Source organism: Emticicia aquatilis (assembly GCF_014644295.1).
In the GTDB taxonomy this organism is placed as follows: domain Bacteria; phylum Bacteroidota; class Bacteroidia; order Cytophagales; family Spirosomataceae; genus Emticicia; species Emticicia aquatilis.
In genome coordinates, this window is the sequence record NZ_BMKK01000002.1 from 545,819 (window position 1) to 571,502 (window position 25,684).

A 25,684-nucleotide genomic window follows, 5' to 3' on the forward strand; every position below is an offset into this window, starting at 1 on the left:
GAGAGTTTCGCTAAATTAAAAAAGTCATCAAAATTTTAATTTCTGATGACTTTCTAAAAATATCACAAAATTTTCTACTACTTGTCTAAATAATCTTGAAACATTCGTTGCATGAGTGCTTTGCCATAATCTTGGTCTTTTGGAGTAATGGTTCCGTTTTGTTGAATCACTTTATGACCAACATTATCATACACAAGTTGTTTCGACTGATTGACAAATCCGAATCCATTATTGAATGCAAAAAACGCCCAAGGTTTGGTTTTCGGGTCAAAAATATTTTTACTCCAATTGTAGGCATAGGCATTGAGATTCACTTGGCGAAGTACAGTTGAAGCCAAATCAATTTGAGAGTAAACATTTGAAACCTCTATTCCTTTTTTTTCTAATGCACCACCTAACCAGAGCATAGGAATTTTAAAATCATCTACTTTTTTACCAGTTTCAGGAATTCGGTGTCCGTGGTCTGCTACTATTACAATCAAGGTATTATTCCACCAAGGTTGTTTTTTTGCTTCTGCAATAAAATTCCCCAAAGATTGGTCAGCATAATACATGGCATTCATAAATTTAGCATCTACATCTTCACCAGCAAATTTTGTCTCGATTGGCACTTCAAACGGCTCGTGACTACTGAGAGTCAATAATGTTGAGAAAAATGGTTGATTAATATTGGCATGGTCTTGCAGAAACTTCTTGTAAACAGCTCCGTCTTGAGCCCCCCACTTGGAGTTCCAATCCTTCGGGTCGAAATCTTGTTTACTTATAATTCGCTGAAAATCAGCTTCGTATAAATAAGATTTTATATTAGCAAATTCGGTTTCTCCGCCATAATAAAAAGCGGTTGAATAAGCATTATCGCCAAAATCTTTGCTCAAAACAGGCAATTTGGCAGATTTATTAGGCTCTGTGATTATAGAGGTTGTCGATTGGGCTGGATAACCACTCAAAATAGCTGGTAGTCCTTTATCTGTGCGGTCGCCGCTTGCATAAATATTCGAGAAATAAATTCCTTCAGATTTAAGGGCATTAAATTGCGGCGTAACTGCCTGACCATTAATAATTTTCTCAGTAGCTTTCTTTGTAAAACTTTCCCAAATTATAAAAATCACATTTGGCTTTTTTAGGTCATTTTTCAAGACCTTTTGTGTAGTATTTGAAGTGGTATAAAGCTCTTTTATGGTTTCAGTAAGTGATTCTTTAGGCAGATAAGTAAACGGGTTAACTTTATCGTAAGTGCCATTTACAATCGAACTCATGAAATTCCACGGGGCATTAATGGCCGAAATATTGGCAAAGTTGTTGGTCGAAAAATAAACGGTACTTTGGTTCATGGGCGAAATCCCTAAACTTCCACGAATCGGCACAATTAAAGCCAATAAACAAATAACAGATACGGGTATAAATGGAATATTTTCGATATAATTCCAATTATCAATATTACGAGTGATGATTCGATATACTATATAAGACGCTATAATAAGAAGTATAATAAAACTTATAAAAAGCTGCAATAATGGAGAAGAACTAACCGATGCCCAAGCTTCCTTTGGTGATTTTAGGTAATACAAAGGCGTAGCATCGAGTCGATAGCCCCATGTATTAAACACCTGTAAATCAATTACAACAATTAAAGTTATAAAAAAAACAGCCACGAAAGTATAGGAAAAAATCCAGTTTTCGAGACGACTTTTCTTTATAAAGTTTGATATACAAACAAGAATAAATGGAATAACGGACAAGTAGCCCGACATCGAAAAATCCATTCTTATCCCATTCCAAAATATTCCCCAAACGGTTTCAAGCGTGAGTAGTTTTGTGTCTTCTATATGATAGCTCAAAAAAATAACCCTGGCCGACAGGAAGTATATCACCCAAAAGCAAAAATAAATTAGTAGAAATTGTAAGCGTTCTTTCATTAAATTGGTTTGATTTGCTTAATTTAGCCCAAATATAAGATAAGAAATGATATTTGTAAATTTTTAAATCATTGTCAGATTGTAAAACACTGATTTTCAAAGGTTTACAAAGCCCCCTTCTGTTCGATATATTTTAAATATTAAAGAGATATTTTTCCACCTATAACCAATAAGAATATTATTCGTAAACAATTAAAGCAATGGCAAGATTAAGATTTAAAGCAGTTGAGGAAGCACAGAATCGAACTGCTACAAAAGTAGAAATTCCAGCAGGAAAAGTAACCGACTTTTACGGTTCAAACATATTTAATGACGAAGTGATGCGTGCGATGCTTTCGCCCGAAGCATACATGAAAGTTACGGTTGCTATTAAAAGCGGTGATAAAATTGACCGTGAAATTGCCGATGAAGTAGCCGCAGCCATGAAATCGTGGGCGGTTTCTAAGGGTGCAACGCATTATACGCACTGGTTTCAGCCATTAACGGGTGGTTCGGCCGAAAAACACGATGCTTTTTTTGATATTAATCTTGATGGAAAAGCTGTCGAGAAATTTAAAGGAAGTGCCTTAACTCAACAAGAACCAGATGCCTCATCATTTCCAAATGGCGGTATCAGAGCGACATTTGAAGCTCGTGGTTACACCGCTTGGGACCCAACTTCACCTGCATTTATTATGTATAATGAAGCTGGTACTGGTACTTTGTGTATCCCTTCTATTTTCGTTTCATACACTGGTGAATTACTTGACTCTAAATCACCATTATTGAAATCACTTCATGCACTCGACAAAGCGGCTACCGAAGTGGCTATTATCTTCGACCGTCATGTCGAGAAAGTTTCGGCAACGCTCGGAGCAGAACAAGAATATTTTTTGGTTGATAAATCGTTATTTAATGCACGTCCAGATTTGATGATGTCGGGGCGTACAGTCTTTGGACATCCGCCAGCAAAAGGCCAGCAACTTGACGACCATTATTTTGGTTCGATTCCTCCTCGTGTAAACGCCTTTATGGTTGACTTTGAATTTGAAGCCCTGAAATTAGGAATTCCTGTTCGTACTCGCCACAATGAAGTTGCTCCAGCTCAATTTGAAGTTGCTCCTACTTTTGAGGAAGTGAACCTTGCTTGTGACCATAACATTTTGTTGATGGATTTAATGAGAAAAATTGCCAGAAAACACAATTTCGAGGTACTTTTCCACGAAAAGCCATTTGCAGGAATCAATGGTAGCGGCAAACATAATAACTGGTCGCTGGGAACAGACACTGGTGTTAATTTGCTCGGGCCAAGCACAAAGCCTAAAGAAAGTTTGCGTTTTGTGACATTCTTGGTAAATGTAGTTAAAGCAGTACATGACAATGCAGACCTCCTACGTGCAAGTATTGCATCAGCAGGTAACGAACACCGACTTGGAGCCAATGAAGCCCCACCAGCAATCATTTCTATCTTCTTGGGAACTCAAATGACAAAAGTTTTGAATGACCTTGAAAATAAAGAAATCGTTTCAATAGAAAAAGGAGAAAACGCATACATCAAGCTTGGTTTGAATCGTATTCCATCAATTTTGCTTGATAATACTGACCGTAACCGTACATCACCATTTGCCTTTACTGGAAACAAGTTTGAGTATCGTGCAGTTGGAGGTTCGGCCAACTCAGCTCAGCCAATGATGATTCTAAATACGATTGTTGCGAATCAATTAGAGAAATTCAGAGCTGATTATGACGCCGAAATGACTGACCATGAAGGCAAAAAAGAAGAAGTGATTGTAAAAATCTTGAAAGGTTATATCAAAGAAAGCAAAAAGATATTATTTGAAGGAAACGGCTATGGCGACGAGTGGAAAGAAGAAGCAGCACGTCGTGGTTTATCAAATATTGCCAGCACACCAGAAGCACTCAAAGCGTATTTGAATAAAGACTTTATCGAGATTTTTGAGCGTATGGGAGTCTTGACAGAAAGAGAATTCCATGCCCGCTACGAGATTGAATTAGAAAACTATATCAAGAAAATTCAAATTGAATCTCGCTTAATTGGAGATTTGGCAATGAACCACGTAGTTTCTACGGCTGTTAAGTACCAAACTCGTTTAGTTCAAACTGCCAAAGCATTGAAAGATATGGAATTGGTAAATGAGTCTGTGCCTGTGGTTAATATCATCAAAGAAATCTCAGAACGAGTAACTATCATTTCAAAATTAGTACATGAAATGACCGAAGCTCGAAAAAGAATCAATAACCTCGAAGATATTGAAGAACAGGCTAAACTTTATGGTACAGAAGTAAAAGGATTCTTCGAGGATATCAGATACCACGTAGATAAATTAGAGATATTAATAGATGATGAAGATTGGCCATTAGTAAAATACCGAGAATTGTTGTATATTCGATAATAATTTTCAATTTTATGATTCCCAAACTTAATATAACAAAACACCAAGTATTAAAAACTTCGCACCGAAGCATTTTACTTGGTGTTTTATTTTTGTTTATTTCTATAAATTCAGCGAGTCAAATTTTAGTGTTTTTTGACAAATTTCCCAAAGATGGCCAACTATTTCAACGAGACGATTTTAATAAAGCCACAGCAACTATTGAAGGGAAAGTTTATACAGAAGGACAAACAGATATTTCGCTGGTTGTTTATAAAAATAAAATTCCATTCATCTATAAAAAGCAAAAACTTCAGTACACAAACCAACCACTTTCTGCTGCTTTCTCATTCTCACCTATTATTGATGCAGAACTTTCAGAGTATGAATTTAAAGTTTATTCTTTTCATAATAAAGATTCAGTATTAGTCAAAGGAGCAAATGAAGTTGTTTGTGGCGATAATATTATAATTTATGGGCAATCAAATGCACTTGCCAATCCAACAGATGAATTACCAAGGTTTAAAGATGAATTTAAGTTTGGAAGAAGTACTTATGCAGACTTTACAAAAAATGAATTTATGTGGGTTGTCACAAGACAATGGAATCATTGGAGTGCTGGTTTTTTAGGTTTAGAAATCCAAAGACAACTCATTGACAAATACAAAATCCCTATTGGTATACTTAATGGCTCCGAAGGAAACAAAAGTATCGAAGAGCTCAGTATCAGAGATGAAGTTTCTCATGATAATCCCTCCACAATTTATGGTCGTTTAGTTAAACGCTCAAAAGCTTTTGACATAGACAAAAATGTTCGAATAATTGTTTGGCGACAAGGTGAAAGTGAAGCACTCGACCCATTCTACAAAAATGATTACGATAAGAAATTTGAAAAATTCAGGAAACAGTTGTACGAAGACTTTCCCAATCTTAAGAAAATATATACTTATCAAAATAATATTTACTTCGGTAACAACCCATCAGCAGGAAATTTAAGAGAATATCAACGAACAATCAAAAATAAATATAATGATTGTGAAGTTGTTTCTACATTTGGAACCGTTACTTTCGATGGACTACATTATAAATTAGAAGGGTATCAGCAAAATGGCAGTGATGTTGCACGATTAATAGCACGTGATTTTCTTAACAGCAAAGATACAGTCGAAATTTTATCACCAAATATCAAATCAGCTTACTTTACAGCAAAAAAAGATAGTTTAATTTTAGAATTTGATTTAAATCAGAAAATGTCTTTTCCAAAAGACGAACCTAAAAAAGATATTAGTCATCCTTCTATAAACGTAAAAGACTATATATATTTAGATGGTAAAGCAGGGAATATTGAGAGTGGAAATGGTGTAGATAATTACATAGTTTTGAAACTTAAAACTCCAAGTGATGCAAAAAAAATAACATATATTCCAGATAATTACACAAATGATTTTATTGCTGTTCTTCCTGGAATTACTCAAATCAAAAATTCAAGAGGGTTAATGGCTCTTACCTTCAAAGACCTGCCAATAACAAACATTAATAATGCACCAACACCAACCTTAAATGGCGAATGGGATACATCTACTTACAAAAGAGTAATTCTGCATTGGCAAGTACCTAAATTTTTGAACTGTACGTATGTGATAGAAAAAGCACAAAACCATCCTAATATTTTTTACGAAATTGGAACGGTCAACGGAACAACTTTTGCTGACAATAAGGTAAAAAAGGGGGTAAAATATTTTTATAGAATTAGAATTAAGGAAGATAACACCTATTCCCCATACAGCAACATAACAGAGGTAAGTTATCAATTGCCAACTGAAAACCAAGCAGTAGAGATTACAAACGAAGACATTCTTGTATATCCTAATCCTATTGCCAAAAACAGTTTATTAAACTTTGAACCGTTATTCGATACCCCAGTTATTCATTTACGAATTATTAATGCTTTAGGTAAGTTAATTTATGACAAACTCAATTCTGGTTATGTTCAAACAATAACCATCCCAACCAATGATTTGGCTGAGGGCCAATATATAATTGAAGCTATTTTGGAGGATAATACAAAATTAATTAAGAAATTTGTTGTTCAATAGAACGATAAACAATACTATTTTTGAATGTTACGTAAATTTTCGATAAAACTCTGCCTTTTTCTAAGTCCATTTTTTGTTTTAATCATCGGGTATTTAATTACAGACCCTTTCAAAATCATCAGAAAGTATGAGGCTTACCCTGATAATTTTGCTAAAAGCTTAAATCGTGACCGTATTTCGACTCAGATTTTTCTGCATAATCATCAGCATTTCAATTACAAATCTTTCATTTTTGGAAGTTCTCGCTCAAGTGTTTTCTATGCTCGTGAATGGGGTAAGCATATCAATGATAAAACACCCTATCATTTTGATGCTTCGTGCGAAACTATTTCGGGAGTTGCTACAAAGCTAAAATTTATTGAAGCAAAAGGTAATAAAATTGATAATGTTTTATTCGTATTTGACAGAAGTTTGTTTAATTATGAACAAGATACCTTAGGAAGTGTATTTATTCAAGATTATCGAGTTAGTGGGCTTCAATGGTGGAAATACCATACAGTTTTTATCAATACTTATTTCTCAAAAGGATTTTTTGTAGCATTTTATGATAATTTACTGACAGGAAGTTTCAGAAATTATATGCGTCAGTTTTTAGAATTTCGTAAGATAAACTATACTCCTATCGTCAATGATTTTATTTTTACGAGTTATATCGAGCAAATCAAGAAAGATTCGGTAGCCTACTATAATCAACCTAATTTCTTTTATAAACGTAGCAAAGAGAAAAACATACAACCAGCAGCAATTAAGGCTTATCAGCTAAAATATTTGGCTATGATTCAAGAAAGCCTAAAAAAGAACAATACCAAGTATAAAATTATCTTAGGGCCTACCTACGACCAAGCTTATTTCAATCAACAAGACTTAGCAACACTCATTAAATATTTTGGTAAAGAAAACGTCTATGATTTTTCAGGTATTAACGAATACACCGAAAACATAGCCAACTATTATGAGATTTATCATTATAAACCTTCGGTTGCCAATGATATTATGAACAAGATTTATGCTACAAAGTAAGCTCTAAAGTAAGTTTAACACCAAATTTCTTGACATTTGGCATATCCCGATAAGTGAGTCGATGAATGGCTTCGACTCTCAACACCTTAAATATATTATTTATTCCGTAGCCTAATTCAACATAGGGTTCTGTACCGAGACCAGAAAAGGGCTTCACATCTCCTGCTGGATTCATTTGCTGATTTTGTGCAGAAAGATTTCCCACTAAAAACTTTCCAGTAGTAAATGTTCTCCATTTTAACTTCTTAATTAGCGGAAAACGATTAAAAAACAAACCTTCAAAATCATGGGTATATCTTGCCGAAGCATACCTATCACTCACAAACTCAAAGTTATTCATGAGGTTGAATGAGTTTCCAACAATAAAAATACTTTCATTTCCTAAGTGACTTTTCAGCAACGGATATGGCACTGTTCCCAAAATCACACCAGCTTCTGCTTTATAATAAGTCTTACCAAAATATCCTAAATTTAGAGTATGGCTATATTTCGCCATCAATTTATGGTAATTAAAGTCGCTATTAAAAATGTTTTTAGCCCCTAAAACGTATCTAAATGTAATTGTTGGAGACCTTGTTGTGCCAAAACTCAATCTCTCATTATCATTCACTATCGCCAATTCATCACGAGCAAATGTGATTTCTGAAATAAACTCCGATGTATTGAAACTCGTAATAAGTGGCGATGCTTCCTCTAAATGGGGTTTTTCACGGTATGAAAAATCGTAGAGTGGGTCAAAACTGCGTGTCCTGAAACCAAAAGTTGTAAATACACCTTTTGCAACTTCACGTTGTAATTGAATTTTTCTTTCAGTTTCATAAAATGGTCGCATTAGAGTACCAAATCTCATGTAAGCCGAATAAATCGCCCCTAATCCTAAGTCTTCTTGACGTAAACCCACCTGCTCAATATCGTTGGTGTATTTTAAACTAATGGTTGTCCAAGGCTTTCTCGAAATAATGCGTGTTACTTCCCCTCCCATTTTCCAAGCTTCATCCTTAGTACCATAAGCCAAATACCCCTGTAAAATCCACTTTCGGCTAAACTCAAAGTTTGTTCGTAAGCCCAAACGCATTCTAACACCTTCAACATTATTGATTGCTCCCGAATAAACCAAAGGGCCAAGTTCGATTCCTGTATAAATCTTTTTATATCCACTTGATAGCAACAAAGCTAAGTTCGTATATCGCTTTACCACTGGCACATTCTTAATGGTATCAATCATTGCATAGGCCATTTGTTCTTTCTCAGAAAAAGGCTCGGGACGAGCTTTCTGCCAATATTTATTATCATTCTCCTTAAAGTCAGGAGATATTTCAATACCGTTATCAAAGAACTTGGCATCTTTTACTTTATCAGCAACGATGTCTTCATTATAATTGGTAAACTTCAAGAGCATACCCGCCGAATTTTTAGTAAGTTCGTTTACATCAACCAAAATACGGTTTTTTACAGGAAACCACACATTTCCAACGGGTTCGAGTTCTTGTTGAATTTTTATACGTTCAACAAAATTCAAATTGGCATCTTTCGTAATAGTCGCATCAATTTGAGCAATCGCCCATGATTCTTTATCAATCCAAATTGAGCCAGCAAATGCTAAATCTTGTTTACGTTTTGGTGTAAAATCAATTTTATAACAAAAGTTATCACCAAAGTAGGTACTATCTGCCAAGTAATAGTCATAAATCAGTTTCCAGTCGTCAGCTACTGGAGAAGCGAAGTTTTTGTTTAAAACATCAACTTGATTTGTATAGAAATTATATTGCTGAAAAGTAGAACCAATTAATTGTGAAGTCAAACTCCCATCAGTGACACCTATGCCTTTGATGTTAGTTTTCTCAATGATTTCTTTAGAAAGACGAGGGTTATTGCGGTAATAATAATGTGAAACCGACTCCGAAATAAAAGTAGGAAGCAAAACGTTTCCATCATCATCGGTCAAAGTGCCAATTTCTTCGATTGCTTTATTTACTTTCTGAGTGATGCGTCGCTCACGTAGTTTTTCACTTATTTTATTAAAATCAACTTCAATTTTATTGTAACTTTTATAATCAAAGCCATCAATTTTCTTGTAATTATTTTCAGACTTAGCAGCAACTGCTTTTCTAATAATTCGATAGGCTGGATTTTCGCCCGAATAAACTTTTACCTCTTGCAGTAAAATCTCTGAAGGCTTGAGTTGAATATTGAGCGTTTGTGTGAGTGAATCTTTTGAAATGTAAAAGGATTTTGAAAAATAGCCCAAACAACTCACAAGCAGCGAGTCAGAAGGAATAGCCCCTAATTGAAATTGAAAATTTCCTTCAAAATCAGTATTCTTTCCGAGAGAGGTATTTTTAATATTTATCGAAGAAAAAGGAATAGGGTCATGCGTGACGGCATCTGTTACCTTACCTTTTATGATATATACATTTTGAGCAGAAACTATGTGTGATAAAATTATAAAAAATAAAATGTAAAGTCCTTTCATTATTTGTGCAAGTTTCATCGACAGCATACTAACCATCATTTTAATTAAAACGTAATTAGTAGTAGAAACGTTGCTTTTATTAATGAAAACTAACAAAAATCATATAAATTCATTGATTATTTATGATATTCATTCAGGAAATCACCTTTGGGCATAAACTCTAAATCTTCAACTGACTGATTGAAATAATAAACCCACGCATCATAAGTTTTACCATCATTTTTGAGTTCAACTTTGGCTTGTTTTCTCACATATTCTGAGTGTGCAGGGTCCATCGGATTATATTCTTCGTAACGGTCTAAAAAACCAAAGAGTTGGTCGGGTTCTCGCAATTTGTAGAGTTCGCCTTTTACGTAATACTTTTCACCTTGCTTGCATGGAACAATACCTGGGTAATAATCAACCATATACATTTTGCCTTCCATTTTGGCTTTTCCAAGATACTCGGCATATCTATCAACCCATTGGTGCGACTCATTATCACCATATTCGCTCAACAGCGTTCCATACACAAAAAGATACTCATTCTCAGTCATTGCCTTACTTTGAAATATTACGAATATTTCCTAAAAAAAGTGTTTGTAAAAGTATTGTAGATTGGCTATCGCCTAAACTTGAAGCAATTTTAAGGTTTTTTTCGGCACTTTCAAAATCTCCACCTCTAAATTCTAATTCTGCAATGAATCTAATTACATCCGCATTTTTTCCTAAAAACATCCTCGAAGCTCTTTTTAGCTCGAAAAGTGCCATTTTATAGTCTTCGAGCATATAAAGACAGTTAGCTTTCTGCAAATATGCGTCAGCTATCGAATTATCTATACGTAAAGTTTTTTCGAAGTCATTGAGTGCAGCCTCCCAGTTTTCAAAATAGTAGTGGCATTTGGCTCGGTAGAAATAGGCGGTTGCCGACTTAGGATATTCAATGATTTGGGCATCAAAATAACGGAAGGCTTTTACGCAATCTTCTTGATTGAATAATTCAATTCCTTCTTGAAAAAGGGCCTCGTCTCTTTCTTGGTCTGAAATATCATTTCCCAATCTGATTCGCAAATAAATGTAAATCAAGAACGGTATGCCAATAAGCATTACCTCCATTTTCTTACAAATTTTTAAGTTCTTCTTTGGTCTTTTTTGTCAAACTACTCACCACAATTTCATAGGATTCATCAATCCATTCACGTAGAAGGGCATCTTTTACTCGGCCGTTGGTTAAAACCATATTCCAATGCTGTTTGTTCATGTGATAAGCTGGCAAAACAGCATCGAATTCTGCCCGCAATTCTTGATTTTTTTCAGGGAAGTTCTTTAGACTGATTCGCTCGAACTCAAAACCTGTCAGAGCAAACATTTTTCCCATTACCTTATAAACAAGCGTATCTGGCCCGAATGGGAGTTCTTCGGTAACGCCTTTTTTTGACAAACAATATTCTCTAAAATTCTCTAAATCCATCAAAATTAACGAGTGGCACAACGTGTAACCATGATAATCAAACAAACCAAAAACATCAAAATTGATATTTTATTGATTCCGTGCATCATTTTCAGATTGAAACTGTGCGGATATTTACCATCTTTATCTTTTTGAAAGATTCTAAAGAAGTAACTAAAAACAGGCCCAATGGAAAAGAATTCTTTTAATTTATTTAGCATCGTGATATTATTTTGAAATTGTTGACTGCTTTTCTGTTATTTTACTCTTACTATTCGGCATATTCAAGCACTTCCTGCTCAAACCAACGACCATCCTCTTTGATAAGCTCAATTAACTCATCTACTGCATTATCGGCATGAACTGACTTTTTCATTACAGTTTGTCCACGATAAAGTGCGATTTTATCTTTTCCGATGCCCACATAACCATAATCAGCGTCTGCCATTTCTCCTGGGCCATTTACGATACAACCCATGATACCTATTTTCACACCTTTCAAGTGGTCGGTGCGTTTTCTAATCATGGCGGTTGTTTCTTGCAAATCGAATAAAGTACGGCCGCAGGAAGGACAACTGATATACTCCGTTTTACTCATTCGGGTGCGTGCAGCTTGCAAAATACCGAATGAAGTACTATTTACGGTTTTCAGACGCTCCAATTTTTCATTTTTATCGGCCAAATCTGGCAAGCCAATCATAATTCCATCACCAAAGCCTTCAATCAATACGCCACCAAAATCAGTTGCTGCAAAAAGTTGAAAATCACTTTCTGAAATTGCCTCGTAATCTTTACTTAAAATTACTGGATTTTTGATAGAAAACTTCAAAACTTGAAAATAAAAACTTCTTAATTCAACCATTGCAGCAGCGTTTTTTGCTTTTGCAATGATTACTGTGTTTTTATATTCTTTTACATGCTCAACAAATGCTGGTGTTAGTTCATCTAAGCTTACCTCTACAAAATTGATTGTTTGATGTAATTGTTTGGCTGGATTGAAAAATTCTTCAACCGTAAACAATGGCAATTTATTTTGTAAATCTGACTGAGTCAACCAAACATCATAATCAAGAATTTCTTTGAGGCCATTTGGCAACATAAATGGCACAGATTTTTTGCCAGAATAAATATAATCTGCTCCTAAATCGTTCATTCTCCATTTATCTGGCAATGGCAAATAAAAATGACCGATTGGTTTTAAATCATCATGAGATTCGACCTCTATTTTAGAGAAATCGGCAATGACTCTCGGTACATTTAAGGCTCCAAAGTTTCCAACCTCAAAAGTCTCTCTACGACTATAACTGTATGGATTTATGGGTGAAACTTCAATTAGTTCTGAATTATGAGTTCTGAATGCTGAGTTATTTTTCTTTATCTCGAAACTTTCCTTTTCTCTTAAATCAGCACTTTTAGTTATAAGTGAACGAGCCACTGGAGCTTCAAATTCTGGGTCTTCGGTTAAACTTACACGAACAGTGTCGCCTAAGCCATCTTCGAGCAACGTACCGATTCCCATTGAAGATTTTATTCTACCGTCTTCTCCTTCACCTGCTTCAGTTACACCTAAATGTAGTGGATAAGGTTTTAGTTTTTCTCCTTCAAGTCTTTGTACTAAAAGACGATACGCCTGCACCATTACTTGTGGGTTCGATGATTTCATCGAAATCACGATATTGAAATAGTTTTCATCTTCGCAGATTCGTAAAAACTCTAATGCTGATTCAACCATTCCGAGCGGTGTATCTCCATAGCGGCTTAAAATACGGTCTGAAAGCGAGCCATGATTCGTTCCGATTCTCATGGCAGTACCATATTCTTTACAAATTTTCACAAGCGGCATGAAACGCTCTCTGATACGCTCTAACTCAACTTGATAGCTTTCTTCGGTATAATCAATTACTTCAAAACGCTTTTTATCGGCATAATTTCCTGGGTTTATACGTACTTTTTCTACGATACGGGCAGCCAGTTCGGCTGCATTTGGCGTAAAGTGAATATCGGCAACTAAAGGTGTATTATAGCCCCTTCTTCTTAATTCATTCTTAATATTTTCGAGATTCTGAGCTTCTTTTACGCTCGGAGCTGTGATACGCACCAACTCACAACCGCTTTCTATCATTCGTATTGACTGTTCAACCGAACCCAGCGTATCCATTGTGTCAACAGTTGTCATTGACTGCACTCGAATCGGATAGTCTGAACCTAAATAAAGGTCGCCAATTTTTACTTGATTCGTGATTCGGCGAGAATACTCAGTAAGAGAATGACAGTATTTTTTTTGAAAATCTTGCATGAAAAATATAAAAAGAAATGGATTACCTCAAAAACGATTGAATTTAAATGGGACCTAACTTAATCATTCATAGAATTTTACAAACTCAATTAATGATTTCTTAGCACAGGTTAAGCTAATCAAAAATAATAAAATAATTATTTTAGTTTTGTTATTATTTTTGCAAAAATAGTCATCATTATAACTATAATAACGATAGAAAGGTTGAAAATTTGTCAACTATTCTTTTTAAGGTCGTATTTTGGTTATTTTTTGGTATTTTTGCAGATATTTTAATTATTAAATGATTTCTACTGAAAATAAATTACCTGTCATGGAGGCGTTTTATACACTACAAGGCGAAGGTTTTCATGCGGGAAGGGCAGCGTATTTTATTCGTTTGGGCGGGTGTGATGTAGGCTGCGTATGGTGCGATGTGAAAGAATCGTGGGATGCTGAAATTCATCCTAAAATAAGCATTAGCCAAATTGTGGCTGATGCAAGCCAACACAATGGCCGTTTAGCTGTGATTACAGGTGGCGAACCTTTAATGTATAATTTAGATGAATTGACAACAGCTTTGAAAGAAGCTGGTTTTCAGACTAATATCGAAACTTCGGGAGCTCACCCAATGTCTGGACATTGGGACTGGGTCTGTTTTTCACCGAAAAAATTCAAAGAGGCTCACCCAAGTATTTTTGAGCAAGCAAATGAGCTAAAGGTAATTGTTTATAATAAATCTGACTTTAAGTTTGCAGAAAAATACGCTAAACTTGTCAATAAAGATTGCCAGCTTTTACTTCAGCCCGAATGGAGCAAGAAAGATACGATGCAGCCTTTGATTGTTGAATATATCAAGCAAAATCCACAATGGAGAATTAGTTTACAGACTCACAAGTATTTAGATATTCCATAAGAATTGTACCGTAGGTTTGGAGTTGAGCAGTTATGTTCAGACCTACGGTACAGATTTCAATTATAAAGTCTTGCCGTGAGTGGCTCTGATAATTGGATTTAATAAAAATGGAACTTTTTTAAGTGTAGAGATTGCTAAATTAGAATTAAACTCATCGCCAAAAAGTTTTTGAAGTTGTCGGCCACGCCATAATCTATTTCGGAAATTCTTATCCCACTGATTGGTATAAGTTTCCTCCATTTCTGCCCTACTGATTTTTTTACGCAAAAAGTCATTGATAATGTCTGAGGCAATAACCCCTGCTCGAATGGCTATTGACATACCATTTCCAGCCAATGGAGTAATCAAACCTGCCGTATCGCCTACCATCAAGATATTTTTATGGACCGCCGATTTGGGAGTAAAAATGATTTCGTTGATAACCAATGGCCGAGCAAACAAAAACTCAGCATTCTGAAAAATATCAAACAAAAATGGATTTTGACACATGAACTCCAATTCCATTTCGTGGATTCCTCCGCTTTGTTTTACATTTTTTCTTTCGGAAAGATAACATAAACAATATTTATCATCTTCGATTGCCGAAATACCGCAATAGCCACCATTAAAATTATGAAGAGCTATCAAATCTTTGGGGAAATCGTATTTTATATGATACTTTACCCCTACAAATGACTGTTTTTGTTCTGGAAATTGGCGAAAAAGTGATTTATCAAGCTTTCCTCGCTTGCCATACGAACCAATTACAAGGTTTGTCTCGAAAGTTTGATTGGTATTTGTCTCAACAAAAAATTTTTCGTTGATTTTCTGAATATCATCAACACTCGTATTTAATAGAAATGTAACTCCTGATTTTTGAGCAATATTATAAAGTTCGTAATCGAGAGTGTATCTACTAATACCAAAACCACCCATTTTAAGGTTGGTTTCGAGGCTTTTTCCTTTTGTTGATGTAAGTTTAAACTTATTGATATTTGTGCAGCCCAAGTGCTCTAAATCCAAGCCAAGGTGTTCAAGAAATGGCCTTACTTCGTTTGAAACATACTCGCCACAAACTTTATTAAATGGGTAAGCATATTTTTCAATCAATAATACCTTGTAATCTTTTTCTGCAAGTTGTATAGATGAAATCAGGCCGCCAAGCCCACCTCCAACAATTATGACGTCATAATCCATAGGTTATTTTTTATATCGCAATGAAAGTGCGTTTTTTCCAACGATTTTGCCTAACTCTTCGCCTTGTTCAATTCCATCTCTAAAATGGATACCACCATAAACCCTCGATATACTACATTCTTTGGCAGCAGTCCAAAAAGACGAAAAAGTCTTTGGTGGGCCAACAAAGTACTTTGAATAATCAGTAAAGCCTACATTATCGCCAATTTTTGATGTAAGCACAGTGGCCATTGTTGAAGTCTGTGCCGAATGTCCCGATGGAAATTCAGGGAATGGAGGCGTAAGCAATGCTGGTTCCCACTGATTATCAATGTATTTTTTGATATAAGCGATTGGTCGAATAAGATTGTTTTGATACTTAATTCTCCATGTTACTATGAAAGCATCACTGATGGCAATCGCTAAGTTGCTGTAAAGCTCGGTAGCACTTGCTAAATCAACTGGTTTTTGCTTTAAAACTTGAGTCAAAATCGAAATTGAGTGTCCGGGAGCCGTATAGGTAAAAGTTGCGGCATCATCCCAAAAGTTAGCTATTTGTAACTTCTCACTGTTTGGCACAACTTGTTTTGAAATATCATACACTTCTTTAGCCATTTTATAGAAAGCTGAGTTTGGATAAATCGAAAACTCAACTTTGGGCTTTATATCAATTTCTTCTTGGTTTTTAGCTAAAAAGGTTCTGTTTTCTCCCCATTTCGGGTGCAGTGGCCCAGTATTTTCTAAATCTGCTACTCGATTGATTTCAAAACATGACTGACAAATTGGCAATTTATACCCCATACTGTAGGTACGCAAAAATGATTGATGTCCGCCATCATTCTTTGAATACTCATAAATCCAAAAAGCAATCTTTGCTCCATAAAGTTTCGATTTTTTCATGGCATCAGGCGAAAGCTGTCTGGTAAAATGGGCATTGACTGAATCATTAAGAGCATAAACTTTTTCCATCCAAATGTAAGGTGCAGAAATAAAAAGCTTGTCAACCAATTTAAAAACTGCTGAATTTAAAGCCACCGCTGGATTGAAAAATCTACTATCAATATTCAAACTATCGGGGCGATGAAATTCTTGTAACTGGTCAGAAAGAGAAATATTCCCCATATTGGCTGGTAAAATTGATTCATAAGCTGCCAGATTGATGTAAGCCATGTTTCGAGATGCCACATTGGGGCTATATCCTTGAGTTTGTTCGATTAACTCAAAAATCAATTCGTGCCATTTAACAAGCAAATCAGAATTTGTATAATCATAAACTCTCATAGGCTCAACTTTGTTCGGTGTCGGATTTCCGATTTGGGTATTCTCGGGTGTTAGCACTTCTTCCAATTCGTCAGCTTTGGTGGCTTTTTCTGTTTTTATTACTTTTTCCGGTACAGCCTTAGGTTTTTCCTTATTTGTAGGTGGAACTGGCTTAGGGGTAGTCTTTTTTGCAGCCGTTGTTGTGGTTTGTGCAATACCAAATGTTACACTCAAAATGATAAGTAATAGGGATAGTATTTTACGCATTTGAAATTCCTGATTTTAGTTTAGCCAAAGTTTAGGGTTTAAAAATGATGATTTTTAAACAATTATTACCTACAAATTTAATTTATTTCTTCACTTAAAAAAAATCAACGTAATTTAGAGCCACAAAAATTAACATCATCAATACAATGCCCACAAAAAAACTTTTTCTGTTGGATGCAATGGCTCTTATCTACAGAGCTCACTTTGCTTTTATCAAAGCTCCACGAATTACCTCTACTGGCCTAAATACAAGTTGTGTATTCGGCTTTGCCAATGCAATTTTAGAAGTGATTCAAAAAGAAAAACCTACGCACATAGGTGTTGCCTTCGACTTACCGGGGGGTACATTTAGAAATGAATGGTTTCCAGAATATAAAGCTAATCGTCAAGAACAGCCAGAAGATATTACGATTGCGATACCTTATGTAAAAAAATTGGTCGAAGCAATGGATATTCCATTGTTGATGATACCGGGCTATGAAGCTGATGACGTAATCGGGACCATTGCTAAGAGAGCGGCAAAACACGATTTTGAGGTATTCATGATGACCCCTGATAAAGATTACGGGCAGTTGGTAGAAGACCATATATATATGTATAAACCAGCGATTTTTGGAAAAGATGCCGAAAAGTTGGGAGTAAAAGAAGTTTGTGAGAAATGGGGTATCGAACGACCAGAACAAGTAATTGATTTGCTTGGACTAATGGGCGATGCCGTTGATAATATCCCGGGCGTACCGGGGGTTGGTGAAAAAACGGCCGCAAAATTGATTGCAACTTATGGCTCGGTTGAGGGTTTGTATGAAAATGCTGATAAATTGACTGGAAAAATTGCCGAAGCAATCAGAAATAACAAAGAACAGGCATTTTTATCAAAAAAACTGGCTCGAATCGAGTTAGATGTTCCGATTGATTTTGATGAGGAATTCTTGAAAATAACAGCACCAAAGCCCGAACTCATGTCGCCACTTTTGGATGAATTAGAGTTCCGCACGCTGCGTAAAAGATTATTACCAAACGAACCACAAGAGCCTTCGGCAAGTAGTAAACAGCCTTCGAGCAGTGCATCCTCAAATGCTGTTCCGCCTGTTAATGCCATAAAAGCAAAGTCTGGTACACAAATTTCGATGTTTGAGGCAATGGCTTCTCCATCAAATGCTTCAACTGCTGAACCATCACAAACGCCATTTGAAGAGGAAGAAGAACTACAATTTAGAGCCAATGCTGTCAAAGATACGATTCTAAATAAAGTTCATGAATATCATTTGATGGATACTCCTGCCCTACGCAAAAGTTTGATTCAGTACCTGAGTAATCAAGACGAATTTTGTTTTGATTCAGAAACCACTTCGGTTGATGCCGTTGATGCAGAAATTGTTGGACTTTCATTTGCCTATTACGCAGGTGAAGCCTTCTACGTTCCGATTCCAAGCGACCAAGCAGAAGCCCAACTGGTGATGAATGAATTTAAAGAAGTATTTGAAAATGAATCGATTACAAAAATCGGACAAAACATCAAATACGACCTCATGGTACTTAAAAACTATGGCATTGAGCTGAAAGGTACAATGTTTGATACAATGCTGGCTCACTACATCATCGAACCCGAACAACGCCACGGAATGGATTATTTGGCAAATGTTTACCTCAATTATGACCCAGTTTCAATCGAAACGTTGATTGGCAAAGGCAAAGGGCAAGGTAGCATGAGAGATGTGGCAGTTGAAAAAATTAAAGATTATGCCGCCGAAGATGCCGATATAACGCTACAACTTAAACAAATACTCGAACCAAAATTGGCCGACTCTCAACAGCAAAAGCTACTCGAAAAAGTAGAAATGCCTTTGGTGAATGTATTAGCCAATATGGAAATGGAAGGTGTAAGAATTGATATGAATGCCTTACATGAAATGTCGAGTGTGCTTGAAACTGACGTAAAGCAAATCCAAACTGATATTTTCACATTGGCTGGTCAGGAATTTAATGTTGCTTCGCCAAAACAATTGGGTGATATTTTATTTGAAAAACTCAAACTTGATAGCAAGGCAAAAAAAACCAAAACTGGACAGTATGCCACTGGTGAAGATATTTTATCGAAACTCGAAAACGACCACGAAATTGTTCGTAAAATACTGGATTTCAGAGAATTAGTAAAACTCAAGAATACTTACGTTGATGCTCTTCCATCGTTGGTTTCAAAAAAGACAGGACGAATCCATACATCTTATAATCAAGCAGTTGCGGCAACGGGACGTTTGAGTTCAACGAATCCAAACTTACAAAATATTCCGATTCGCACGCCACGTGGGCGTGAAATCAGAAAAGCATTTGTACCTCGAAACGAAGATTATGTAATTCTTTCTGCCGATTACTCGCAAATCGAACTCCGCATCATGGCGGCATTCAGTGGCGATGAAAGTATGCTCGAAGCCTTCAATCAAGGCATTGATATTCACTCAACTACGGCCTCAAAAGTTTTCAAAGTAGGTATTCCTGATGTTACTTCAGATATGCGTCGGAAAGCAAAAATGGTCAACTTTGGTATTATCTACGGTATTTCGGCTTTTGGTTTATCACAAAGGCTCAATATTCCTCGTGGCGAAGCCAAAGATATTATTGATGCCTATTGGATTGAGTTTCCAAAAATCAAACAATTCATGGACGACACCATCAACAAAGCCCGTGAAATGAAGTTTGTTGAAACCATTTTAGGTCGCAGAAGATATTTGCGTGATATAAACTCACAAAATATGACTGACCGAGGTTTTGCCGAGCGTAATGCCATCAATGCTCCCATTCAAGGCTCAGCGGCTGACATGATAAAAGTTGCAATGATAAATATTCATGATTTCATGAAACAAGAACAACTAAAATCACGCATGATTCTGCAAGTGCATGACGAACTTGTTTTTGATGCTCATCGTTCGGAAGTTGATTTCTTAAAAACTAAGGTAAATGAATTGATGTGCACGGCAATTCCGATGGCTGTTAAAATGGAAACTGGAATGGGAATTGGCGAAAACTGGTTAGAAGCACATTGATATAGTTATTTGGTGAATAAACTTAGTGGAAATTTGTCTTGCATATTCAGACATTTTTCCACTATATTTGTTCAAGCAAACGATATAATTATGACCGCCGTCAGCACAAAATCCAATAGCTACTCGCTACTAATGCAGGCATACGAAGGTATTAGTGCAAAAAAAATGCAAGAATTGATGGTTGCAACACATCAAGAAAAGAATTTCTTTGCCGATATCCTTCATATTTCACCAAAAACGCTTGATAGATACATCAAAGAAGATAAAAAATTTAACCCAACTGAAAGTGAGAAAATGCTTAAACTTGAACAAGTTTATGAGTGGGGCAAAGAAGTATTCGGAGATGTTGATACTTTTAATAGGTGGATTATAAAACCCGCATATGGCTTAGGCGATAGAATTCCAAAAATACTAATGCAAACCCATGGAGGCTTGACTTTGGTAGAGGATGAGTTAATCAGAATTGCATATGGTGCATTGGCTTGAAAGTAAATCCATAAACAACAATATGTATATTAAAAATTAATGATTGTTTATAGAATTACGACCCCTAAATATGCTCAACTCACAGCATCTGGAAGAAGTGCAAGATGGAATAGAAATGGCCAATTTGTCATTTATTTTGCGGGAAATATATCGCTGGCTTGCCTTGAAAACGTAGTTCATAGAGATAGTGAGGGGTTAATTGGTAATTTCAGTTTGATGAGTGTAGAAATTCCCAAAAAGGTTTCTATTAAAATAATACAAATTGATGATTTACCCGAAAATTGGTCTGATAAATTTAATTTTGAGATTTGCCAAGAGATTAGTACAAAATGGTTAAATAATCTTGAAAGTTGTGTACTATGCGTGCCATCAGTTATTGTTCCACTCGAATCTAATTATTTAATAAACCCTCAACATCCCGACTTCAGATTCATAAAACTACTCTCAGTAGAAAAATTCAATTTCGATAATCGTATAAAATCTACATGAATGTATCAATAATTATTCTTGCTGCGGGTGCATCTTCTCGTATGGGAGCTCCGAAGCAACTTTTATTAATAGATGGAAAAACGCTCATCAAACGTATCTGCGAAACAGCAATGGACACCACTTGCTACCCGATTGTAACAGTTTTGGGAGCAAATAGAAATCTGATTCGTCAAGAGACCGAACGAATGCCCATAACCATCATTGATAATCCTCAATGGGAAAAGGGAATGTCGAGTTCGATAAAAATGGGTTTGGCGGGTGCCTACATGACCGAAAAAGAAATTGAAGCTGCAATTTTCTTGACGGTTGATATGCCTTACGTAAATGCTGAATTAATCAATAAAATGATTGAAAAAGCCAAATCTGATGATAATATTGAAGTCGTAGCCTGTAAGTACGACAATCAGATTGGTATTCCGGTTCTATTTAAACGAAGCTTATTTACTGATTTACTCGAACTCACTGGCGATGAAGGTGCAAAAAAAGTAGTCATGAAAAACAAAGACAAAACCGCTCTGATTGATTTTCCTGAAGGTAAATTGGATTTGGATACCATCGACGAATATCGCAATTTTGTATCAAATTATAACTCAAATTAATGAAACGCATTGGTTTTTATATAGCATTACCTTTCATATATTCAATTTCGTACTTACCCTTTAGTATTTTATATCTAATTTCTGATTTTCTGTATATGATAGTTTATTACGGAATTGGCTATCGAAAAAGTGTAGTTCGTCAGAATTTACAAAGGAGTTTTCCAGAAAAATCTACTGAAGAATTATTAAAAATCGAAAAGGATTTTTACCGTTATATTGTTGATTTCTTCCTCGAAATGCTCAAATGTGTGACGATAAGTCAGGCAGAACTAAAAAAACGATGGAGCATTCAAAACGATGCCATTCTTGATGAATTATTGGCCGAAAAACGAAATATTATCGTTACGGCAGGACACTTCGGAAACCATGAATTAGCAAATTTAGCTCTTTCATTCTTAATAAAATACCGAGTGAAAGCCGTTTATCGACCATTAAATAACAAATACTTCGATGATTTCTTTAAAAATTTTAGAGAAAGATACGGTAGTATTATGATTTCAATGGCAAACGCCTCGAAAGAAATAGCTCAACCTGAAAATTTCAATTATGCGTTCTTTTTAGTAAATGACCAATCTCCCCCACCCGAACGCTCTTATTGGACAACTTTTCTGAATCAAGAAACAGGCTTCTTTACAGGAATCGACCGTTTCGCACGTCAGTATGATATGCCAGTAGTCTATATGTGTATCGACCGATATGCTCGTGGCAAATACAAAGTAAACGTTGAGTTAATCACAAAGACTCCAAATGCTTTGCCAGAAGGAGAATTATTAGAAATTCATGCCCGAAAACTCGAACGTGATATTAAAGCAAATCCTTCAATCTGGTTTTGGTCGCACAAACGTTGGAAATACACGAAAGTTAACGGAGAAATTGTACCAGTAAGCTACAAAAAATGAAAAAAACTAAGTTTCTAATTTTAAGATTTTCATCAATCGGTGATATTGTATTGACTACACCCGTAGTTAGGTGTATAAAATCGCAATATCCTGAAGCTGAGGTACATTTTGCCACAAAAAAACAATTCAAAGTTTTAGTCGAAAACAATCCTTATATCGACAAGTATCATTTATTAGAAAAATCGCTAAATCCTTTTATAAAAACCTTACAATCAGAGGATTATGACTACGTAATAGACTTACACAATAACCTACGAACCTCAATAATAAAATTCCGACTTTCAAAAAAAACATTTAGTTTCGATAAACTCAACTTCAAAAAATGGCTTTTGGTTAATCTTAAAATTCATCAAATGCCAGACATTCACATTGTTGACCGATACCTAAAAACAGTAGAAAGTTTGGGTATTAAAAATGATATGAAAGGGCTTGATTATTTTATCCCCGAAAAAGATAAAGTTCAGATAAACGAATCATATATAGCCTTTGCAATCGGTGGGCAACATTCCACCAAAAAACTTCCAACCAGCCGAATCATTGAAATCTGCCAAAAACTCAATAGTAAAATTATGCTTTTGGGAGGAAAAGAAGACTCTCCCGCCGCCGAAGAAATTGAAAAAGCAGTTGGCGAAAAAATAATAAATGCTTGCGGAAAATATAATCTCAATCAATCAGCATCGCTTGTTCAGCAGGCCGAGTACCTCATTACTCACGATACAGGCTTAATGCACATTGCGTCAGCATTAAAGAAAAAAGTCGTTTCGATTTGGGGAAATACCGTTCCAGAATTTGGAATGTACCCATATTTGACCGAATTCAAAATCATTGAAAATAAAGAACTTTCGTGCCGTCCGTGTTCCAAAATTGGTTATAGTAAATGCCCCAAAGGTCATTTTAAGTGCATGAACGACCTTAATTTAGATTTTTGAACTAAAGGACATTTCCTTTTATCTCATTTTAGTGCATTCTCGTCTCCAAATTGAAGCTTTGATAAGGTTTTAAACATGTTTCTCACTATTTTTGTTAAAACATCTTAACCTTCATCATTCATGAAAAAAATCTATCTTATTATTTTTAGTGCAGTAATTTCTTTTACTTCTTTCTCTCAAAAAATCATTAACCGTGACCCACAAATCGAGGCATTGGTTAGTCAAATTTCTGCCGATAGTCTGAAAAAATTCGATGAAAAACTCGTTTCATTTGGTACTCGTAGTACACTCTCAACAACTACTGATACCAAACGTGGAATTGGAGCCTCACGACTTTGGGTTTTGAGTAAATTTCAAGAATTTGCTAAAACCTCCGAAGGGCGAATGACGGCAGTGCTTGATACTTTCACACTCCAACCTGATGGTCGTAGAATTGACAAAACAATTGCAATGGCAAACGTTATGGCGACTTTGAAAGGAACTGACCCTAACGACGACCGAATTTTTATGGTAAGTGGCCATATCGACAGCCGTGTGACAGATGTAATGAATCGTGAATCAGATGCTCCCGGTGCAAACGATGATGGTAGCGGAACTGTTGCCGTTATCGAATTAGCCCGTGTAATGGCAAAATCAAAATTTCCTGCAACAATTATTTTTGTGGTAGTTAGTGGTGAAGAACAAGGCCTACTCGGTGCTAATTATTTAGCCGAAAAAGCCTTGAAACAAAATTGGAACTTAGAAGCTTTATTAAACAATGACATCATGGGTTCTAATAACTCCAACGAAACCAATATCATTGACAATACACGTCTAAGAATTTTCAGCGAGGGTTTACCAGCTTTTGAAATGGATAAAAAAGTCGGAGCAATTCGTCAGTATGGTGTAGAAAATGATGGAAAAGCACGTCAATTGGCCCGTTATGTCAAAGAAACTGGCGAACGCTACGTTGATAATTTGGAAGTAGTGATGATTTACAGAAATGACCGTTTCTTGCGTGGAGGTGACCATACCCCATTTGTTAATCGTGGATTTGCGGCGGTTCGTTTGTCTGAAATGAACGAAAATTTCCTTCACCAACACCAAGACCTTAGAGTCGAAAAAGGTGTAGAATACGGAGATTTAATAAAGTTTATGGATTTTGAATATCTACGCAAAAATACCTGCGTAAACCTTGCTTCACTGGCTAATCTTGCCAAATCGCCATCAATGCCACAAGATGTAGTTTTAGATGTGCGTGGTTTGGGAAATTCGACCAATTTAAATTGGAAAGCACCAAAAACAGGAAAAGTAAAAGGATATTATGTTTTGATGCGTGAAACTGCCATGCCGTACTGGCAAAAGAAATTTTTTACTACCAACCTAAAAATTTCATTGCCATACTCAAAAGATAATTATTTCTTCGCCGTACAATCAGTCAGTGAAGATGGTAACGAAGGCTTGCCTGTTTTGCCAAGAGTTGGGCTTCGTAATGCTGGAGAATAATTAAAAATAGTCAGCAGTCCATAGTACTCAAGTCAACAGTATGCTACGAATTACTGATTAATCAGTAAATTCTTCCTAATTATATTTGAAAAATATTTGATATAGTCACAAAAAATCGACTCTTTCAGGTCGATTTTTTTATTTTTCACCTAAACCTTTCTCACAAATGGAAATCATTGCAAAAATTCTTATCGGTTTGGTGGCAATAGAGCATTGCTACATTCTTTGGCTCGAAATGTTTGCTTGGACAACCAAAGCTCCGGGCGTATTTAAAAGTCTAAAAAAAGAACTTTTTGAACCAACCAAAGCCCTTGCTGCTAATCAAGGTCTTTACAATGGCTTTTTGGCTGCTGGATTATTTTGGTCGTTGCTCATCGAAAATCACGCTTGGTCTATTTATGTAGCAGTTTTTTTCCTTTCGTGTGTCATAATTGCAGGAATTTATGGTGGATTGACTGCTGGTAAAAGAATTTTTTATGTTCAAGCAGTTCCTGCAATTTTAGCTTTAATTGCCGTGCATTTATAAATGTGGTGCGAACTTTAAGTTCGCATTGAATAAACAGACTTTTATGTATTC

General features: G+C 35.7%; 21 protein-coding genes. 12 read left to right on the plus strand and 9 right to left on the minus strand.

Features of this window, described 5'->3' with window-relative positions:
* Nucleotides 1-77: 77 nt before the first annotated feature.
* Nucleotides 78-1,838, minus strand: a complete 1,761-nt coding sequence (locus IEX65_RS06480; RefSeq protein ID WP_188765204.1) for an LTA synthase family protein — start codon at nt 1,836-1,838, stop codon at nt 78-80.
* A gap of 278 nt (nt 1,839-2,116) precedes the next feature.
* Here IEX65_RS06480 and IEX65_RS06485 point away from each other — a divergent pair, with 278 nt between their 5' ends.
* From IEX65_RS06485 to IEX65_RS06495, 3 genes are read left to right on the plus strand one after another with little or no spacing between them, the layout of a single operon-like run.
* Entirely contained in the window at nt 2,117-4,309 is a 2,193-nt protein-coding gene (locus IEX65_RS06485) for a glutamine synthetase III family protein (RefSeq protein WP_188765205.1), read from the plus strand.
* Nucleotides 4,310-4,323: 14 nt separating this feature from the next.
* A complete protein-coding gene (locus IEX65_RS06490) occupies nt 4,324-6,384 on the plus strand; it encodes a sialate O-acetylesterase (protein WP_188765206.1) in 2,061 nt (686 codons plus the stop codon).
* A gap of 24 nt (nt 6,385-6,408) precedes the next feature.
* The gene (locus IEX65_RS06495; RefSeq protein WP_188765207.1) at nt 6,409-7,404 is read left to right on the plus strand and encodes a hypothetical protein; all 996 of its coding nucleotides are present in this window, start codon (nt 6,409-6,411) and stop codon (nt 7,402-7,404) included.
* Here IEX65_RS06495 and IEX65_RS06500 read toward each other — a convergent pair.
* From IEX65_RS06500 to ispG, 6 genes are all read right to left on the minus strand, one after another.
* Nucleotides 7,394-9,877 (minus strand): DUF5686 and carboxypeptidase-like regulatory domain-containing protein, encoded by a 2,484-nt coding sequence (locus IEX65_RS06500; protein ID WP_188765208.1) that lies wholly within the window; start codon nt 9,875-9,877, stop codon nt 7,394-7,396. The two genes, IEX65_RS06495 and IEX65_RS06500, sit on opposite strands and share 11 nt — an antisense overlap.
* 116 nt (nt 9,878-9,993) lie before the next feature.
* On the minus strand, nt 9,994-10,413 hold the full coding sequence (locus tag IEX65_RS06505) for a gamma-glutamylcyclotransferase family protein (protein ID WP_188765209.1): 420 nt from the start codon (nt 10,411-10,413) through the stop codon (nt 9,994-9,996).
* Nucleotides 10,414-10,417: 4 nt separating this feature from the next.
* Nucleotides 10,418-10,972: a tetratricopeptide repeat protein gene (locus IEX65_RS06510; protein ID WP_188765210.1), complete on the minus strand. Its 555-nt coding sequence runs from the start codon at nt 10,970-10,972 to the stop codon at nt 10,418-10,420.
* A 4-nt stretch (nt 10,973-10,976) separates the two neighbouring features.
* A complete protein-coding gene (locus IEX65_RS06515) occupies nt 10,977-11,327 on the minus strand; it encodes an MmcQ/YjbR family DNA-binding protein (protein ID WP_188765211.1) in 351 nt (116 codons plus the stop codon).
* Between the two features lie 5 nt (nt 11,328-11,332).
* On the minus strand, nt 11,333-11,527 hold the full coding sequence (locus tag IEX65_RS06520) for a DUF6728 family protein (protein WP_188765212.1): 195 nt from the start codon (nt 11,525-11,527) through the stop codon (nt 11,333-11,335).
* 50 nt (nt 11,528-11,577) lie between these two features.
* Nucleotides 11,578-13,602 carry a (E)-4-hydroxy-3-methylbut-2-enyl-diphosphate synthase gene (gene ispG / locus IEX65_RS06525; protein WP_188765213.1) on the minus strand — a complete coding sequence of 675 codons (2,025 nt, stop codon included), beginning with the start codon at nt 13,600-13,602 and terminating at the stop codon, nt 11,578-11,580.
* A gap of 283 nt (nt 13,603-13,885) precedes the next feature.
* Here ispG and IEX65_RS06530 point away from each other — a divergent pair, with 283 nt between their 5' ends.
* Nucleotides 13,886-14,497, plus strand: coding sequence for a 7-carboxy-7-deazaguanine synthase QueE (locus IEX65_RS06530; RefSeq protein ID WP_188765214.1), 612 nt, complete (start codon nt 13,886-13,888; stop codon nt 14,495-14,497).
* A gap of 60 nt (nt 14,498-14,557) precedes the next feature.
* On the opposite strand, the gene IEX65_RS06535 is transcribed toward IEX65_RS06530, so the two are convergent.
* Both IEX65_RS06535 and IEX65_RS06540 read right to left on the minus strand, forming a co-directional pair.
* Entirely contained in the window at nt 14,558-15,673 is a 1,116-nt protein-coding gene (locus IEX65_RS06535; protein WP_188765215.1) for an NAD(P)/FAD-dependent oxidoreductase, read from the minus strand.
* Nucleotides 15,674-15,676: 3 nt separating this feature from the next.
* On the minus strand, nt 15,677-17,179 hold the full coding sequence (locus IEX65_RS06540; protein ID WP_188765216.1) for a vanadium-dependent haloperoxidase: 1,503 nt from the start codon (nt 17,177-17,179) through the stop codon (nt 15,677-15,679).
* Nucleotides 17,180-17,325: 146 nt separating this feature from the next.
* On the opposite strand from IEX65_RS06540, the gene polA reads away from it, so the two are divergent.
* From polA to IEX65_RS06580, 8 genes are all read left to right on the plus strand, one after another.
* Nucleotides 17,326-20,220 carry a DNA polymerase I gene (gene polA, locus IEX65_RS06545; protein WP_188765217.1) on the plus strand — a complete coding sequence of 965 codons (2,895 nt, stop codon included), beginning with the start codon at nt 17,326-17,328 and terminating at the stop codon, nt 20,218-20,220.
* Between the two features lie 90 nt (nt 20,221-20,310).
* Nucleotides 20,311-20,706: an Xre family toxin-antitoxin system antitoxin gene (locus IEX65_RS06550; protein WP_188765218.1), complete on the plus strand. Its 396-nt coding sequence runs from the start codon at nt 20,311-20,313 to the stop codon at nt 20,704-20,706.
* Between the two features lie 39 nt (nt 20,707-20,745).
* A complete protein-coding gene (locus IEX65_RS06555; RefSeq protein WP_188765219.1) occupies nt 20,746-21,195 on the plus strand; it encodes an RES family NAD+ phosphorylase in 450 nt (149 codons plus the stop codon).
* On the plus strand, nt 21,192-21,794 hold the full coding sequence (locus IEX65_RS06560) for a nucleotidyltransferase family protein (protein WP_188765220.1): 603 nt from the start codon (nt 21,192-21,194) through the stop codon (nt 21,792-21,794). Before IEX65_RS06555 ends, IEX65_RS06560 begins: the two co-directional genes overlap by 4 nt.
* Entirely contained in the window at nt 21,794-22,693 is a 900-nt protein-coding gene (locus IEX65_RS06565) for a lysophospholipid acyltransferase family protein (protein WP_188765221.1), read from the plus strand. Before IEX65_RS06560 ends, IEX65_RS06565 begins: the two co-directional genes overlap by 1 nt.
* Entirely contained in the window at nt 22,690-23,622 is a 933-nt protein-coding gene (locus tag IEX65_RS06570; protein WP_188765222.1) for a glycosyltransferase family 9 protein, read from the plus strand. The genes IEX65_RS06565 and IEX65_RS06570 overlap by 4 nt, the downstream gene beginning before the upstream one ends.
* Before the next feature lie 120 nt (nt 23,623-23,742).
* Entirely contained in the window at nt 23,743-25,107 is a 1,365-nt protein-coding gene (locus tag IEX65_RS06575) for a M20/M25/M40 family metallo-hydrolase (RefSeq protein ID WP_188765223.1), read from the plus strand.
* A 166-nt stretch (nt 25,108-25,273) separates the two neighbouring features.
* Complete coding sequence (locus tag IEX65_RS06580; protein WP_188765224.1) at nt 25,274-25,633, plus strand: DUF1304 domain-containing protein; 360 nt, start codon at nt 25,274-25,276, stop codon at nt 25,631-25,633.
* The last annotated feature ends 51 nt before the right edge of the window (nt 25,634-25,684 follow it).

Excerpts from the sequence above, each read along its gene's own strand:
- IEX65_RS06555 (WP_188765219.1), top strand. The coding sequence starts at position 20,746 with ATGATTGTTTATAGAATTACGACCCCTAAATATGCTCAACTCACAGCA.
- IEX65_RS06580 (WP_188765224.1), top strand. The coding sequence starts at position 25,274 with ATGGAAATCATTGCAAAAATTCTTATCGGTTTGGTGGCAATAGAGCAT.
- IEX65_RS06515 (WP_188765211.1), bottom strand. The coding sequence starts at position 11,327 with ATGGATTTAGAGAATTTTAGAGAATATTGTTTGTCAAAAAAAGGCGTT.
- IEX65_RS06520 (WP_188765212.1), bottom strand. The coding sequence starts at position 11,527 with ATGCTAAATAAATTAAAAGAATTCTTTTCCATTGGGCCTGTTTTTAGT.
- polA (WP_188765217.1), top strand. The coding sequence starts at position 17,326 with ATGCCCACAAAAAAACTTTTTCTGTTGGATGCAATGGCTCTTATCTAC.
- ispG (WP_188765213.1), bottom strand. The coding sequence starts at position 13,602 with ATGCAAGATTTTCAAAAAAAATACTGTCATTCTCTTACTGAGTATTCT.
- IEX65_RS06530 (WP_188765214.1), top strand. The coding sequence starts at position 13,886 with ATGATTTCTACTGAAAATAAATTACCTGTCATGGAGGCGTTTTATACA.
- IEX65_RS06570 (WP_188765222.1), top strand. The coding sequence starts at position 22,690 with ATGAAAAAAACTAAGTTTCTAATTTTAAGATTTTCATCAATCGGTGAT.
- IEX65_RS06540 (WP_188765216.1), bottom strand. The coding sequence starts at position 17,179 with ATGCGTAAAATACTATCCCTATTACTTATCATTTTGAGTGTAACATTT.
- IEX65_RS06560 (WP_188765220.1), top strand. The coding sequence starts at position 21,192 with ATGAATGTATCAATAATTATTCTTGCTGCGGGTGCATCTTCTCGTATG.
- IEX65_RS06485 (WP_188765205.1), top strand. The coding sequence starts at position 2,117 with ATGGCAAGATTAAGATTTAAAGCAGTTGAGGAAGCACAGAATCGAACT.
- IEX65_RS06535 (WP_188765215.1), bottom strand. The coding sequence starts at position 15,673 with ATGGATTATGACGTCATAATTGTTGGAGGTGGGCTTGGCGGCCTGATT.
- IEX65_RS06565 (WP_188765221.1), top strand. The coding sequence starts at position 21,794 with ATGAAACGCATTGGTTTTTATATAGCATTACCTTTCATATATTCAATT.
- IEX65_RS06550 (WP_188765218.1), top strand. The coding sequence starts at position 20,311 with ATGACCGCCGTCAGCACAAAATCCAATAGCTACTCGCTACTAATGCAG.
- IEX65_RS06500 (WP_188765208.1), bottom strand. The coding sequence starts at position 9,877 with ATGAAAGGACTTTACATTTTATTTTTTATAATTTTATCACACATAGTT.
- IEX65_RS06490 (WP_188765206.1), top strand. The coding sequence starts at position 4,324 with ATGATTCCCAAACTTAATATAACAAAACACCAAGTATTAAAAACTTCG.
- IEX65_RS06510 (WP_188765210.1), bottom strand. The coding sequence starts at position 10,972 with ATGGAGGTAATGCTTATTGGCATACCGTTCTTGATTTACATTTATTTG.
- IEX65_RS06495 (WP_188765207.1), top strand. The coding sequence starts at position 6,409 with ATGTTACGTAAATTTTCGATAAAACTCTGCCTTTTTCTAAGTCCATTT.
- IEX65_RS06505 (WP_188765209.1), bottom strand. The coding sequence starts at position 10,413 with ATGACTGAGAATGAGTATCTTTTTGTGTATGGAACGCTGTTGAGCGAA.
- IEX65_RS06575 (WP_188765223.1), top strand. The coding sequence starts at position 23,743 with ATGAAAAAAATCTATCTTATTATTTTTAGTGCAGTAATTTCTTTTACT.